The following is a 15,353-nucleotide window of genomic DNA, read 5'->3' on the forward strand; positions in this document are numbered from 1 at the left end:
TTTTATCGAGCGATGTTACATCAATTACATAGACACGACATCATTGCATTCACAATCCACTTCACCCGGTACAAGCGCTTCAACCTTAACGGCAGCAACCTTGAACTCTGGGATCTTAGCGTGCGGATCCGTTGCAGTAGAAGTTAATCGGTTCACTGGTGACTCTACAAAGTGGAATGGAATAAACACCACGCCCGTTTGCATACGCTTAGTAATAAATGCGGCAATTTCAATGCAACCACGGCGCGTTGAAACACGCAGCATCTGACCGTTGGTGATTCCTAGTTCTTCTGCATCCGCCACACTCACCATCGCACGTGGACCTGCAAGGTTATTAAGCCCTTTGGTTTTACGTGTCATGGTTCCTGTATGGAACTGCTCTAGAACTCGTCCCGTGGTTAGTACTAGCGGGTAATCTTCATCTGGTAGCTCTGCGGCGTATCTAAACGGAATGGCCTCCATTTGACCACGACCACGGGTAAACTGAGTCTGGTGCATAATACGCGTGCCGTCAGGGTTCTTCTTGTTACTTGGCCATTGAACCCCTTCCGCTGTTATCGCCTCCCAACGTAAACCACCATACTGAGGCGTTACGCGAGCGATCTCATTGGTGATATCCATTACGTTTTTGTAATCCCAATCACTGCCCATCGCAATAGCAATGTCTTGGATGATTCTCCAATCTTCTTTTGCTTCTCCCGGCGCATTTACCACTGGCGTTAAACGCTGAACACGACGCTCAGTATTAGTAAAGTGACCCGCTTTTTCGGCAAATGAGGTGGATGGAAGAACCACATCGGCATACTGCGCCGTTTCGGTTAGGAAGATGTCTTGAACGACTAAGAAATCAAGTGCTTCAAGTCCTTCAATAACATGGGCTTGGTTTGGATCACTCAGTACTGGGTTTTCGCCCATGACATACAAACCACGAACATCGCGTTTACACGCTGCATCAATGATTTCAGTGAGGGTTAAACCAATCTCTGCAGGTAGATCAGAGACGTTCCACTCCATAGCAAACTTCTGACGTACCATTGGGTTGTACACTTTCTGATAGCCAGGGTAGTTGTTTGGCAGCGCGCCCATGTCACATGCGCCTTGAACGTTTGATTGACCACGTAATGGGTTAATACCACCACCTTCAATACCAATGTTGCCACACAGTAGCTGCAGGTTAGCAATAGAACGAACGTTATCGTGCCCCGTCGTGTGCTGCGTGATGCCCATTGAGTAGTACACCGCCGTACGCTCTGCCGTACCAATCAAACGCGCCATGGCGAAGATATCGTCGGCTTTAACGCCAGTCACAAGCTCCACTTTTTCAAGAGAGTAGTTAGGAGACATCACCTCTTGAAGCAAGGTGTCAAAGCCATCAACACGCTCTTCAATGTACTCTTGATCATACCAGCCATGCTTAATGATCTGCTGCATAACACCGTTTAGCAACATCACATCGGTGCCTGGGCGGTGAGCTAAATAAAGCTCCGCGTGATCAGCAATATCAATACGTTTAGGGTCAGCGACAATTAGGCGCGCGCCATTATGACGAACCGCTTGTTTGATGTGCGAGCCAATGATTGGGTGAGCGGCTGTCGTGTCAGAGCCAATGATAAAAATAACGTCCGAGTGTTTGATACTCGGGATATCGTTAGTCATTGCCCCGCTACCAAGTGAGGCTTCAAGGCCGGTCACTGTTGATGCGTGACATAGCCGCGCACAGTGATCGACGTTATTCGTGCCCAGCTCACGACGAATAAATTTCTGGAAGGCGTAGTTATCTTCATTGGTGGTTTTTGCCGATGAGAAACCCGCTAGGGCGTTGCCGCCAAAGCTTTGCTTAATTGAACCAAATTTGTCGGCAATCAGGGCAATCGCTTCTTCCCATGAAGCAGGCTGTAGCCAACCATCTTTACGGATCAGTGGCGTGGTTAAACGAGTATCATCAGAGATGAAATCAAAACCAAAACGGCCTTTAACACACAGCATGCCTTCGTTAACCGGTGAATCAGCACCTTCAACGTATTTGATCTTATTGTTTGCTTCATCAACAAACATAGTCAATTTACAACCCACGCCACAATAGGTGCAGATGGTATCAACGGCTTTTAGGTTCTCTTTTCGACCTTGAGATCGGTCCCGAGCATCATACATTGCGCCAGTAGGGCAAGCCTGAACACACGCACCACATTGAACACAGTTAGAATCCCCCATTGCAGTGCCGTTCGCACCAAAATTAGGGCGACACTCTGGGCGAGAGGCTGGCGTGCCATCTTTGTTGGTCATAAAGCTTAGAACACCATGAACAGATTCTTCACGACACGCTTGAACGCATTGGCCACAGCTAATACAACGGTTTGCATCAAAGACAACAAACTCTGAGCTAGTATCAATCTCGCACTTTTGACGTGTATCTTTACTACGAAGCTGCTGCCAGTAATCATCCGACTGCATTTCAACGGTTTGACTTAATTGTTCCGTAGGTTTAAAGGTTTGAACCGCGCCATACTCAGTTGAGTAATCACGCAAGTCACACGCGGTATTTGCCTGACAGCCACACTCTAAACAGCGCGCCGCTTCAGCAATCGCATCGGCGTTATCAAAACCTGTCTCGACTTCTTCAAAGCTCTGCTCACGCTGCTCTGCTGTGAGTTCTGGCATGATAACTCGCGCGACTTTCTGCAAATTTTCGAATTGAAGGGGATCAATCTGCTTCAGCTTTTTCTCTTTACGAGAGTTAAATGGCGTGACGGGAATGTTTTCCATATCGCCATTAAAGAATCGATCCATCGCTTCAGCCGCAATACGGCCATCACCAACCGCTTCTACAGCCGTTGCAGGGCCACGGCGAAAATCACCAATGCTAAAGATATTGCCCGTACCACTGTGCATAGTATCTGGGTTTACATCGGCGGTGTTCCAACGAGTTAATGGAATCTCAAGCGATTCGTTGTCCATAAAGCTCAGATCAGGCTTTTGTGAAACCGCAGCAACAACCGTATCGAACGCTTCAGTGAAGTATTCTCCGGTCGGTTTTGGGCTACGACGGCCAGAAGCATCGGCAGGACCAAGCTTCATGCGCTCAAGGCGAATCTCTTTAACTCGGCCGTTTTCATCCGCTATATTCTCAACAGGGTTAGTCAGGAAGTGAAACTTCACCCCTTCATGCTCAGCTTCTTCGATTTCATAATCTTCAGCTGGCATCTCATCGCGAGTCCGGCGATAGATAAGTGTGGTGTCCGCTCCATCACGAACCGCAGTACGAGCACAGTCAATCGCGGTGTTACCACCACCAATAATGGCGACTTTCTTACCTGTCGTGTAGTTCTGATCTGTGACGTAATCTTTTAGGTAATCAACACCTAGATAGCAGCCATCAAAATCACTGCCCGTATAGTTCATCTCAACCGCGGCAGATGCACCAACGGCTAAACACACGGCATCGTAATCTTCACTTAACTGAGACAGCGTGATCTGCTCGCCCAGTTTTTGATTGGTTTTGATTTCCATGCCATTACGGCACATCAGCTCAATTTCTTTATCAAGAATGCTCTTTGGTAGACGGTACTCTGGTATACCGTAACGAAGCCAACCACCCGCTTTCGGCATCGATTCAAATACGGTGACTGAATAACCTTCGTTTGAAAGATAGTAACCTGCGGTTAGCCCGCCCGGTCCACCACCAACGATAGCGACACGCTTATCTTTGTCGGCTTTTTTCGGTGGTGTGTAGCTCTCTTGCGCGGTTAAATCAGCATCAGCAGCATGACGTTTTAGCTGACGAATCGCAATAGACTCATCAACAAGATTTCGGCGACATTCTGTTTCACAAAATGCAGGGCAAACACGACCAATAGACAAAGGCATTGGCAGTGTACGCTTTATTACTTCTATCGCTTTTTTATGATCATTTTGAGCGATGTAGTGCAAGTAAGATTGAATGTCTACGCCCGCTGGACACGCCGTTTTACATGGCGCTTCACAGTCAGCATAGTGATCCGTCATAATACGATTTAGCGCATATTTACGATGATCGGTCAGTGCTTGCGATTGAGTAATCACATTGAGCCCGTCATATACTTCCATTTCACATGAGCGCTTCATGCCGCCACTTTCGACTTCAACAACGCAGAGATCGCATGGGATCTTATCTGACGATTTGTTAAGACCACAAAGAGAAGGGATTTCTAACCCACATACTTTTGATGCTTCTAGTAGTGATTGACCTTCTTCAACAATCCTAAACTTGCCATCGATGACAATTTGAACCATATTTTCCTCGCTCAATAAGAGACGTTACTTCCATTTATATTCTAGGCTATTGAAATAGCGGCAATATTCTTGATGCGTCGCTATCAAACCTTTTCTTTATTTTATCTTTACCCTGCCGCTTACCGTCCCGTAAGCACACATTAGTAAAGTAAATACCATACTAATATTAAGGTTAATTTCGTGTGACATTACCTTTTCATAAGCCTCATTGTCGAGGGTTAATTATTGAAAAATATCGATTGAAACGATGCAAAAAACGATTAATCGCACATTCATTGATCTAGATAATTCCAAGCTCAAAATTCACATAAATCACCACTAAATGGCTACCTTACAATTACACATTCATTCCACTCGATTAACATTCGGTCTTGTAGATAACAAATGGCTCGCATTTGTGGTCGTCTATAATTAAACATGCCACAATGCCCACTCTTTTTTGGATAGATAAACGATACGAACTCTATGAATTTTCAAGCCGCGATTTTTGACATGGATGGATTACTTCTCGATACCGAGCGAGTCTGCATGTCGATTTTTAAACAAGCATGCCAAGCCCAAAATGTGTCTTTCTTAGAGGATGTTTATCTCTCGATTATTGGCCGTAACTCCGCGGGTATTGAGCAAGTTATTCGCCAAGGTTATGGCCCTGACCTTGATTACCCCGCTCTGCATATTGAGTGGCGGGAGCGATATAATGCCGTGGTAAAACACCAAGCGATCCCTGTGAAGGAAGGCGTGGTTGAATTACTCACTTGGTTAAAGTCCAACAACATCCCCACTGCGGTTGCGACTTCGACACAAAAAGACGTGGCTGCTATTAAACTAAAGCTTGCTGGATTGGATCACTTCTTTGATAACCTGACGACAGGTTGTGAAGTGACACATGGCAAACCAGATCCTGAAATTTACTTGCTTGCAGCACAGCGTTTGAATATAGACCCTAAACAGTGCTTGGCATTCGAAGATTCCAACAATGGCGTTCGCTCGGCCATTGCAGCTGAGATGATCACTTACCAGATCCCAGACTTAGTTGAGCCATGCGAGGAAGTTCTAGCTCTATCTCCTCTTGTTCGCTCTTCTCTTCACCATGTGTTAAGTGAGTTAAAGCAGAATTAGCGTTGCTTACCTAACTCAATCATGAAAGGAGTGTTGATGCCTATCAGCACTCTTACCTTATCTAAGGTTCTTTTTATCCTCTCTTTTCTCCACCCGTCCCCACTTCAAGTCGAATTTTAATTGGAATAATGATTATTCCATTTGGAATAAAGCTCTCAATTTTCAACCCATTAAAGTAAACGCCATTAAAAACAATAACTTTAAATAAGATAAATATTATTAATATATTTCCCAGTCGAATACCGACTTGCTGAATGTCAATAAGTGGCGTTAACATATCGACTGAAGCTATTGATAATCACCCTAAATTTGATTCTAGAGCGAAAGCTCTTATACGGGTGATAAAACTATGAACACGTTTAATAAAAAACTACTTAGCCTTGCACTAACAACTTGTACGCTTGCTTCTATTAACGCTTACGCTGGAGAAGAGTCTCATGAGGTTCATGATGCTGACCCGCGTAATACCGCATGGCGTGGCGGCATTGCAACCGACCATGAAGGTGAGATTAAACTGGTTGCCGGTGGTGGCTTTAACAACCTATATGGTGAAGGTGAGTATCAAACACAAACGATTATGATTGGTGAGTACTTTAGTCAATCAGAAGATTTTCGCTTTCGTTTAGCCAATTTTGATGAGCGTTTTGGTGGGGTATACGCGGATATCTACCTCACCGATACAACGAATATGTATACCGGTGGCTACATGCTACCACTGACCGCAACGAACGATAAAACTATGTTATTTCCTTCTGTAAATTACTCGTACGTTGATTTTGACACTAAACAGATCGCACAAAATATTCGTGGAACGATCGTACCCAACGAAATGAATGGTTACTCAACGGGTACTGGTCAAGCAGGTGTCTTTAATGCACTTAATAGCATCTCAGGTATTAATTCAGGGGCTGTAGAAAGTGTACTTGGTGGCGATGACGCTCACATGGTTTCGGTTAACCTGTATGGTTTGCAACCATGGAATGACACTTTCTACACAGTGTTCCAAGCCTTTGGTGGCTCATCTTATGGCGGTGTAGAAATGGAGATGGTCGACATAATGCTATTGCAAGGTACACGTACACAAGTTGGTGGAGCGATCTTCAATATCTACTTAGAAGGTAAATACACCAACATTAAGATCAACGAACTGAATGGATTACCGGGTAGAGATTACCTACGTGGTGAAGAAGCAAAAGTATCAATCGGCTTTGACTGGCGCTTCTAAAAACTGTCGCTTCTAAAAAAGCAGCAGTCATGGACGGACAATTTAAAGCTCATCATAAGGTGGGCTTTAAATCTAATTAGCAACGAACTTAATCAGCAACGAACCTAATCAGCAACGAACCTAACTATAGTAAACGTAAGTGGTGTAAGGATGATTGATAACTTAGACATTCGATCAATGCGAGTATTGATCGATTTAAATGAAACAAAGAATACTTATTTAACTGCAGAAAGGCTTGACCTATCCCAGTCAGCAGTCGCTCGGATCCTATCTAAAAATAGAACGACTCTAAATGATCAACTTTATGTTCGGATTGCCAATAAGCTTGAACCTACCGCACTAATGGCCGAGTTGCTTATTAAACTTCCCTTGATTATTGATAGCCTAGAACAGGTTGTAAGTACTAACTTTGATTTTGATCCAAAATCACTATCGGGAAAATATCAGATCTTCCTAAACCACCCAACCCAGCAGCTATTCGGCATTGATATTTTTCAAAAGCTGTCACAAGCAGCACCTAATGCAACTTGGTATTTGAAAGGGTGGGAATCCAATGCTGTTGAACAATTTCTTGATGATAGAGCTACGTTAGGCATCAACTACTTCTCTGCTCACTATCCTAAATCTATTGTTCAACAAACATTCGCAGAAGATAAATTTCAGATGTTTGCTCAACCAAATCACCCGCTATTTAAAAAATCATTACTATCTTGGAGCGACATCTGTGACTTCCCTTTTATCTCTTTGTCTGTACCAAGTTGGGATGAGAAGCAAGAAAAGTTCAATCACGTCTGCAACGCCCTTGGTGGGGTACCACAGATCAAACTTCAAACCGACAGCATCTCGTTAGCCATTCAAGCTGCTGAAAGCTCACAAATGTTGCTACCTTCATCACTTCGAATTTGTGACCCCTCACGCACCTCACTGAGGCCACTACAACTAGATTTCGATAAGGCTCAATTGGCCGACACTCCAATTGTAATTTCGTACGCTCAAAAAAACGCCAATAAGCCGATTACTAAATGGATAACCGACGTGATCACGTCGCTATACAAAGAGAAAGTCGCTCATGCATAGTGAGAATACAGAATATGTGCATCTGCTTGAGCGTGGGGGGAAACGCTACTGGCTTAAAAAACGCGGTGAAGAAAAACGTAACGCGGTCAGTCTATTAATTAATGGTTTTCTAACTATCTATAAACCATGGAGACACCTGATCTTGCACAGCGGTCTATCTCCAATGCAACGCTTTACTAAAGAGACCTCGATACTGGCTGACTGCCAGCGCCTCAATCTACCCATTCCACGCCTCTACACGAAAGGGAGAGCTTACTTTGTCACCCTATGTGCAGGAAAACCAATCACCACGAAACAAGAGACAGAGAACAAGACTCTGTTCTATTCCGCTCTTAATAGCCTGAACTCTCTGCATAAAGCGAAGATCGTTCATGGTCGCCCTGCAATGCGCGATATGGTCGTGGATAGCCAAGGTAAGGTCATACTGCTTGACTTAGAGGAGGCGAGACGCTCGGCAAGTTCGTTACTTAGAGCACGAGATATTCTGCTGTTTCTTCTTGATTCATTCCGGCTGTCAGGGGTCAGCCAAGAAACTCGATTAACGGCACTGAGGCAATGGTGTGACGAGTTTCACCTTTCGACGATTCATATAAAACGAGTAAGCCGATTAATAACGCACCTTATATGGGTTCCGAAGCTCATATTGCGGTTTAAAAATAACCGACTATCAAAACAGTTGCTACTAACCCACCGCATACTAAGTAGAGTTAACTAACAGCAATTTTCCGCACCAGTATCGCTCAAGTTTTCTGCCTAAGTTTAGAGGTTGCTAATATAAGTGTATTGTATATCTGGTATAACCTCTAGACCATTGATAGTTATATCTGCTCCTATATATTTACTTTAAATTTTTTGAAGTAAACGGACATTACTTCTCATCCCTTTTTGGAGTAATGTTATGAAAAACCAAGCGCCACTTTCGCTAACCGCTATTGCAGCATCAGTAGCCGTTCTATTGTCTTCTAACGTAATGGCTGAAGATGACATTCAAGACATGTCTGACCCGCTGGCTGTCTTCACTCAAGCAGGTGTTGGCTACACAGACAAAGGTATCAACCTGAAAATCGGCCAAACGTACGATACAGGTAGTGATACAACGATGGGCATGAACATCATTGAAGTAAAAGGCATCGCAGGCGAAGCGGTAGGTTGGAATGGTCGCGGCGCAGATGACAGCATTGACTCGCTACGTTACCGCAATTTTGGCGTTGATCTTACCAATGGCCGTGGCTCTCAAGTTGACGTGAATCTTGGATTTGATGGACCACGTGGAACTCAAGGTTCAGCGTCTTACAGCTTTATTCAAGCTCTGCCGAAGATGGGCCCTGTAAATCTATACCCATTAGCGGGTATGGGCGTAGCATTTGGTGATTCATTCGATACCGATAACTCAGGAGCGCTTCAGGCACAAGACCGCTGGGATATCCACGGCACATTCTATGTTGCTGGCCTTTACAGCAAAGTAGAAATCACCGATAAAATTTGGTTGAACTATAACCCAATGTACATGGGCAGCGTATCCGGTTCTGATGATTACAAAGCAAATGCTTTTGGGATTGATAGCGGAGAAATTTTACTTCACGAAGCCGCAATCAGTTACCAAATCAACCCTCGCTCAAACGTACGTTACTTTGCAAACTGGAATGAGAACAATCGTTACCAAACCGGCGATCACAAAATTGAGTACAACTACCAATTCTAATCTGGTACTGGTAAGTAAACGGCAACGTTACTGATACAAAAAACCCGATAGCGAATTACTCGTTATCGGGTTTTCTTTTCGTGTCGTTTATAACAACACTAACGAAAAATCATTTGATCATATCCGGTGGAATAATCGAATCACAAATTGACTCTATCCATCTGAATTTTTCTGATTTCAAATACTTACTGTTATACAAAAGCCCAACTTTAATCTCATTGCGCTTTTCAATATCAAAAACTTCTACGTAGCCATATTGTCTCTCATCAATGGTGTTCATTAACGACTTTGGAGCCACAAAGACCAAATCTGAATTACGAACCGAACTTAGAAGTGGATTAATGGCTTGGCTTCTAAATTTTGGTCTGAAGTAATCTTCCGTCTTTACGAAATCAGCAAGCAACATATGCCTATGATTGAATTCAGGAATAATTAAACCACCAATATCAAATTTAAGCATTTCATTTATAGAGACTGTTGCGCCTTCCAGCGGGTGCTCTTTGCGCACGATACCAACAAAATCAAGTAAGCCTATCGGTACTTGTCTTAGTTCTTTTGATACATCAAGTGGGTAGTAGCTAACAGCAAAATCTAGCTCACCATTAATTAACTCCGCACCAGTTTTTGCCGAGTAACTCAATAGCTCGACCGTCACGTTCGGCGCTGATTGAGTAATCGCCTCACAAATTTGATAGCCATGTGTTTCTATTAAGAATCCATTCATCGCGATTTTAATCACACCAACCTGTTTTTCAGGTAAGAACTCTTCACCCGACAGTGCTTCAGTTAAATCCTCAAACACTTTAGGTAAACGCTCTGCCAATTCTTCACCTTTAGGCGTCAACTTCAATCCACGAGATTGACGAATAAAGAGTGGATCACCTAGCTGATCTCTTAGCTTAGCGAGATTTCGACTAACGGCTGGCTGACTTGTATTGAGACGTTCTGCAGTTCTATTGGTATTTTTTTCTTGCAGCAAAACCAATAAGGTTTTCAACAAATTCAAGTCAAGGTGATGAAGATTCATCAATGGTTCCTCATAAATATATGGAAAACTTAATATCAACGACATGGCTGGTTCGCTATTCAACGAACAAGCATTATCGTGCTAATTATGTCACATCAAAGCATTCATTTGGAAAATAGAACATGTTCATGCTTACAATATGTCATATTGCTGCCAATTTTATTTAAACAACAGCAATGTCTTGTCGTTATTCGTCTGTTTCTTAAGCGTATTTAAACAATAAACTGATTAAGCTGCTTGTTCTGTTCTTCTATATGTTCAGACTGCTGGTTAACTTGGTCACTCGTATGGGAAGCTTTACCCGCGACTTTGTCTGACAGCTCTTTAATACTGACGGTGTTGTTATTGATCTCTTCCGCAACAAGGCTTTGCTCTTCTGCAGCCGAAGCAATTTGAATGTTCATTTCTGTAATTGAAGAGATAGCTGAACGAATATCTTCCAGCGCATGATTTGCGGTTTGCGCCTGCTCAACGGTCGACATCGCAAGGCTGTGACTGGTATTCATGGTCTTAGTCACCGATTGAGAGCCTTCTTGAAGCTTATCAATCATAGAGCGAATCTCAGTAGTTGAATCCTGAGTACGCTTTGCAAGTGTTCTCACTTCATCGGCAACAACGGCAAAGCCACGACCTGACTCACCAGCGCGGGCTGCTTCAATCGCTGCGTTGAGCGCCAGTAAGTTGGTTTGATCGGCTATTTCATTAATAACACTAACAATGGATTCGATATTACCAATTGAGTTACCCAGATCTCTCACCGCACTCATTGAATCATCAAGCTGATCCCCTAAGTTCTGAATCGCTTGCGTGGTTTCAAGGACGATGCTACTGCCTTCACCCGCTGCAACATCAGCGGTTTGTGCTGACTCTGCGGCACTTTGAGCATTCTGAGCAACCAAGCCAGATGTGGTCGACATTTCATTCATCGCCGTCGCCAATTGTTCAACTTCTTGCTGCTGGGTAAATAACAACCCTTCTGAATCTTTCGCGCTATTCGCTGCCACGCTTGAATACTGAGTAATGTGCGTTGCTGTTTGTTTAGTATCTTGAATAAGCTCTTGAATCACTGCAACGAAACCATTGAAGCTAGTCGCTAGTTCTTTAAATTCTTGATCTGTATTGGTATCAAGACGCTTTGTTAGATCGCCATCACCTGAAGCAACATTTTTCATCGCTTGATTAAGTGCCGATAACGGACGCATTAAGACCTTCATTGAGCCAATAAACACAGCGAATGAAATAATTGAGATAACCAGGAATAAAATCAACACCGTCACTTTCATCTCTTCCAGTGGTAAGTGTGTTTCGTCATACGGAAGTAAAATACCAACAAACCAGTTTTCACCAGCTGTCGAATGGAAATCGAGGTAATACTGTTTGCCTTGAACATCAATCAGCTCAGTACGTTCAACAATCGCACTGCGCCCAATAAATTTCGACATGTGCTCACCGTTAAGCTTGTTATCAGGGTGGGCAATGACAGTTCCATCACCATCGACAACAAATACCGTTGCGTATTCAAGCTCAACGTTAGAAATCAGCGACGCCAGTGATGTCAGATCTACATCAAAAAACGACGCTCCCACAAAACCACTCGTACTATATACAGGCTGTGAAATAGAGATAAGAACCGCACCTGTGCCTTCATCCACATAAGGTTTGGTTACACTCTGCTTTCCATTACGCTTGGCATCTTGATACCAAGGACGTGTACGTGAGTCCCAATTTGAAGGGGCTGTCCAACCAGAATCGTTATGAATGATTGAACCATCACTCTCGTAACCAATCCCTGCAGTGACAAACACAGTGGCCAAGCTTTGTTGCTCAATTAGGCCCTTAACGTCTTCAATTCCTGTACTTGCAAGTAAACCTGATAGATAGTTGGCTAAATTTCTTTTCCCTTGAAGTTCACTATTAATCACTTCAGCCACTTGGCTCGCTGCCAGTTCAATCTTGGACTCAATCGTCTTTTCTACTTCTTGGCTAATGGTCCGGTACTGAATAAAACTTAATACTGACAGGCCAATCAAACTAATTAGCGTGCCTAGAGCAAGTACTTTTGTGCTGAATTTCATGAATCTAGAGGTTCCTTGGAGCAAAAGGGGGAGAACAATTAGTGCGCGCTAGTGTAGCGATATATCAAATTGTGTATAGGAATAACGATTATTCCTGAAACAACAAATACTCAAATCGATGACCACACTTGGACTAATGTTAAATCTATTTATAAATCAAGCGTGAATAAATAAAAGTTGAGGATGAACTCGGAATAAAGGTTATTCCATAAAAAATATCACAGTGTGTAAAGTACGCTGCAGATCAATAAATAAGGTACAACACATTATGTCGACCAATAACGAACCCCAAGCACCTATGGAAGGGCAATGGGCTAAATTGACTAGGATTGTCAAAACTACCGTAATGTTTATCATCAAAACCGTTATCATTCTCGGTACATTAGTTGGCTCATCTGTTGGGCTATCTAAGCTTGGAACCATTCATGGTAAGGATCTTCCTGAAGAGTATTTTTCTAATGGCTTCCCTACAATTCTAAAGCTGCTTGATTCTGAAATCTTTATGGGTTTCGTTTTCTTCGTCACTGTCGCCATCATCGTTTATGTTATTTACCTCTTCTGGCAGCTGCATGAAGTTGCTGTCCACAAGGCAGCAGAGATGTCGAGCGCACATACTCAAATCGTATTTGCACTGTCTCTATGTGGCCTATTTATTGATAAAGCATGGTGGGTACTTGCCATCATCATCGCATTCGCTCGTTGGGATGTTCTTGCAAGAGAACTTTCAAACATCATCCGTAACGGTCGTAAACCAGCAGCAGTCAAGGTAGAGGAATAAGCCATGAAAGAAATAATGCTCCCTTATGTACTTATCTGTTGGATCTTAGTTAAAACAGGTGTAATTTCGTGGACACTACGCAACGCGGTTATCATCGTCGGTACAGGTGTAATGCTTGCATTTGCACTCTTTACTGCTCACCGTTTTTGGTCTCCAGCGGATTTAACAGACAGTACGACTGTTAAAGCGCCACACGCTGTTCTTAGCCCACTATTGGGCCAAGAAGTAGAAACCGTCTTTGTTGACCACAACCAAATGGTTAAAAAAGGCGACCTTATCTATACGCTAAAAGCAGAAGATACGGAGTACCAATTAGAAGGATTGGATGCACAAAAGAAAGCAGCGCACGCTGAAATCTTAGCGCTAACACTGAAAATTGAGAACGACGAGCGTAACCTTGACCGATTAACGAAACTTAATGACTTTGCACAACAGTCTGCACGTGACGATCTGCAAACAAGCATCGAATCTACTCATGCTCAAATCGCTTCTGCACACGCTCAAATCCTAGCTCTAGATGCACAAGTTGCGACGGCTAAATGGCAAAATGAGCGCCGTGAAGTGCGAGCTCCATTTGATGGACAACTTGCGATCGCCAACCTTGTTGACGGTACTCGTGTCGGTAACATGCACTTGTACAACACTGGTAAGAAGTTTGTTGAAATGCGTATTGCAGATCAAACCTTCCGTGGCATCGAAATAGGTCAATTTGCTGAGTTTTACGTTGATGCATACCCAGGTGAAATTTTCCGTGGCCGCGTACACAGTGTAACAACCGGTACTGGTGAAGCGCGCGTTTCAGTATTGAACGGCTCACAACATGTTCGCCAACACGTTGGTAATAACATGGGATCACACGGCCGTACAATTATCATCGAATTTGAAGAGCCAGAAGGTTACAACGTACCTATCGGTGCTACAGGTTCAGGCTGGGTTTCAGCTAAAAAGCCTCACCCAATGCTTGGTTTCATGGACATCATCGGTGGTGCTACCGTACGTTTGAAGGCTTATAAAGCATACCTTTCAGCGCTATAGTTCATTTTCATTACAGACTAAAAAGGGAAGTAATGCGCTTCCCTTTTTCTTTTCTTCAAAATAAAAGCTTTATATACCTTTGTTGTTTTCTATCCATATCTCAACTGTCTGTTTGATAATCGGTTCGATGATACTCGCCAGCCATTGTTGTTTTGGAGAGTGGCGCAAAGAAGCCTTCATAATTAAAGCAACATCTAGATTGAGTTTTACATGATGGTCAGACTCAAAGTACGGCTCGTATTTAAGCGTAAAGCAACTATCCATCATATCATTCATAACCACTTGATTATCTACGATAATTCCGACTTCAATATTAGGATCTAACGTACGAAAATGATCAGCACTCTCATTGATTCCAGGCACTAGAAATTTAATGTACTCGCCTTCTTTATTGCCCGCGAAATAACCAGCGCCTGAATGAACTCGCTTTTGATAAAACGTTTGCGGTTTGTCGTTGATCGCATGTAAGCCAATATCGACTTCCTCAGCCAGTATCAGTGGCTCTGAACCATTAGTCCATTCGCGAAGTTCAATAAGAGCTTTGGTTTCTTTTCTTAATGCGACAATTAAATCTTTACCAATATTAGCCAAGTAAGGGCTGACAATATGAATCGTGACCTTATCCAATGACATTGGGTCAAAACGTTCTGGCTCTAAAGCAATGGTTAACTGCTCAAGTGCATTTCTTACTTTAGGTTCTATTGATTCAGCATAACTAGTAGGAACAAGACCCATGGAGTTGCGTAAAAATAGAGGATCGCCTAAGTCTTCACGCAGTTGCGCTAATACTTTGGATACATACGATTGGGAACGGCCCAACTTCGTTGCTGCCCGCTGGGTAGAACGTGTATGCATTAACGCTAGAAAAACATGTAGGGCATTTAAATCATTCATTTATAAGTAGTCACTGTCTGTATTTTTATTATTTTTCGTAAAGCTATTCGATTATGTCGCAAGTCTATCATTACAGCCTAGCTTGAGACCTCTGACTAGATAAGGTTTTCCTGAATAAAGATCACCCTTCTATTCTCAAGTCGATTTTACAA

Annotated in this window: 10 protein-coding genes and 2 pseudogenes; 7 read left to right on the top strand and 5 right to left on the bottom strand. The window is 43.2% G+C overall.

Annotated elements, in window-relative coordinates; all coding sequences use genetic code 11:
- Nucleotides 1-24: 24 nt before the first annotated feature.
- A pseudogene (gene fdhF, locus L4D20_RS18300) lies at nucleotides 25-2,409 on the bottom strand (formate dehydrogenase subunit alpha); the annotation flags it as partial.
- 77 nt (nucleotides 2,410-2,486) lie between these two features.
- Nucleotides 2,487-4,269: pseudogene (locus tag L4D20_RS18305) on the bottom strand (FAD-dependent oxidoreductase); the annotation flags it as partial.
- A gap of 465 nt (nucleotides 4,270-4,734) precedes the next feature.
- Between L4D20_RS18305 and L4D20_RS18310 the strand changes: the two are divergent.
- The 5 genes from L4D20_RS18310 (at nucleotide 4,735) to L4D20_RS18330 (ending at nucleotide 9,392) form a co-directional block, all read left to right on the top strand.
- The gene (locus tag L4D20_RS18310) at nucleotides 4,735-5,388 is read left to right on the top strand and encodes an HAD family hydrolase (protein WP_428803027.1); all 654 of its coding nucleotides are present in this window, start codon (nucleotides 4,735-4,737) and stop codon (nucleotides 5,386-5,388) included.
- Nucleotides 5,389-5,737: 349 nt separating this feature from the next.
- Nucleotides 5,738-6,613 (top strand): hypothetical protein, encoded by an 876-nt coding sequence (locus tag L4D20_RS18315; protein WP_428803028.1) that lies wholly within the window; start codon nucleotides 5,738-5,740, stop codon nucleotides 6,611-6,613.
- Between the two features lie 150 nt (nucleotides 6,614-6,763).
- Nucleotides 6,764-7,690, top strand: a complete 927-nt coding sequence (locus tag L4D20_RS18320) for a LysR substrate-binding domain-containing protein (protein WP_428803029.1) — start codon at nucleotides 6,764-6,766, stop codon at nucleotides 7,688-7,690.
- Nucleotides 7,683-8,405, top strand: coding sequence for a BUD32 family EKC/KEOPS complex subunit (locus L4D20_RS18325; protein WP_428803030.1), 723 nt, complete (start codon nucleotides 7,683-7,685; stop codon nucleotides 8,403-8,405). Before L4D20_RS18320 ends, L4D20_RS18325 begins: the two co-directional genes overlap by 8 nt.
- 183 nt (nucleotides 8,406-8,588) lie before the next feature.
- Nucleotides 8,589-9,392 (top strand): hypothetical protein, encoded by an 804-nt coding sequence (locus tag L4D20_RS18330; protein WP_428803031.1) that lies wholly within the window; start codon nucleotides 8,589-8,591, stop codon nucleotides 9,390-9,392.
- A 109-nt stretch (nucleotides 9,393-9,501) separates the two neighbouring features.
- Here the strand turns inward: L4D20_RS18330 and L4D20_RS18335 are convergent, their stop codons facing one another.
- Together L4D20_RS18335 and L4D20_RS18340 are read right to left on the bottom strand one after the other, a co-directional pair.
- Entirely contained in the window at nucleotides 9,502-10,419 is a 918-nt protein-coding gene (locus tag L4D20_RS18335; protein WP_428803032.1) for a LysR family transcriptional regulator, read from the bottom strand.
- Between the two features lie 212 nt (nucleotides 10,420-10,631).
- On the bottom strand, nucleotides 10,632-12,494 hold the full coding sequence (locus L4D20_RS18340; RefSeq protein ID WP_428803033.1) for a methyl-accepting chemotaxis protein: 1,863 nt from the start codon (nucleotides 12,492-12,494) through the stop codon (nucleotides 10,632-10,634).
- Between the two features lie 268 nt (nucleotides 12,495-12,762).
- Here L4D20_RS18340 and L4D20_RS18345 point away from each other — a divergent pair, with 268 nt between their 5' ends.
- Together L4D20_RS18345 and L4D20_RS18350 are read left to right on the top strand one after the other, a co-directional pair.
- A complete protein-coding gene (locus L4D20_RS18345; protein ID WP_428803034.1) occupies nucleotides 12,763-13,272 on the top strand; it encodes a magnesium transporter in 510 nt (169 codons plus the stop codon).
- Between the two features lie 3 nt (nucleotides 13,273-13,275).
- Nucleotides 13,276-14,307, top strand: a complete 1,032-nt coding sequence (locus L4D20_RS18350; RefSeq protein WP_428803035.1) for an HlyD family secretion protein — start codon at nucleotides 13,276-13,278, stop codon at nucleotides 14,305-14,307.
- Between the two features lie 69 nt (nucleotides 14,308-14,376).
- Here the strand turns inward: L4D20_RS18350 and L4D20_RS18355 are convergent, their stop codons facing one another.
- Nucleotides 14,377-15,201 carry a LysR family transcriptional regulator gene (locus L4D20_RS18355; RefSeq protein ID WP_428803036.1) on the bottom strand — a complete coding sequence of 275 codons (825 nt, stop codon included), beginning with the start codon at nucleotides 15,199-15,201 and terminating at the stop codon, nucleotides 14,377-14,379.
- Between the last annotated feature and the right edge of the window lie 152 nt (nucleotides 15,202-15,353).

It is taken from the genome of Vibrio kyushuensis (assembly GCF_050337325.1).
Lineage (GTDB): Bacteria > Pseudomonadota > Gammaproteobacteria > Enterobacterales > Vibrionaceae > Vibrio > Vibrio kyushuensis.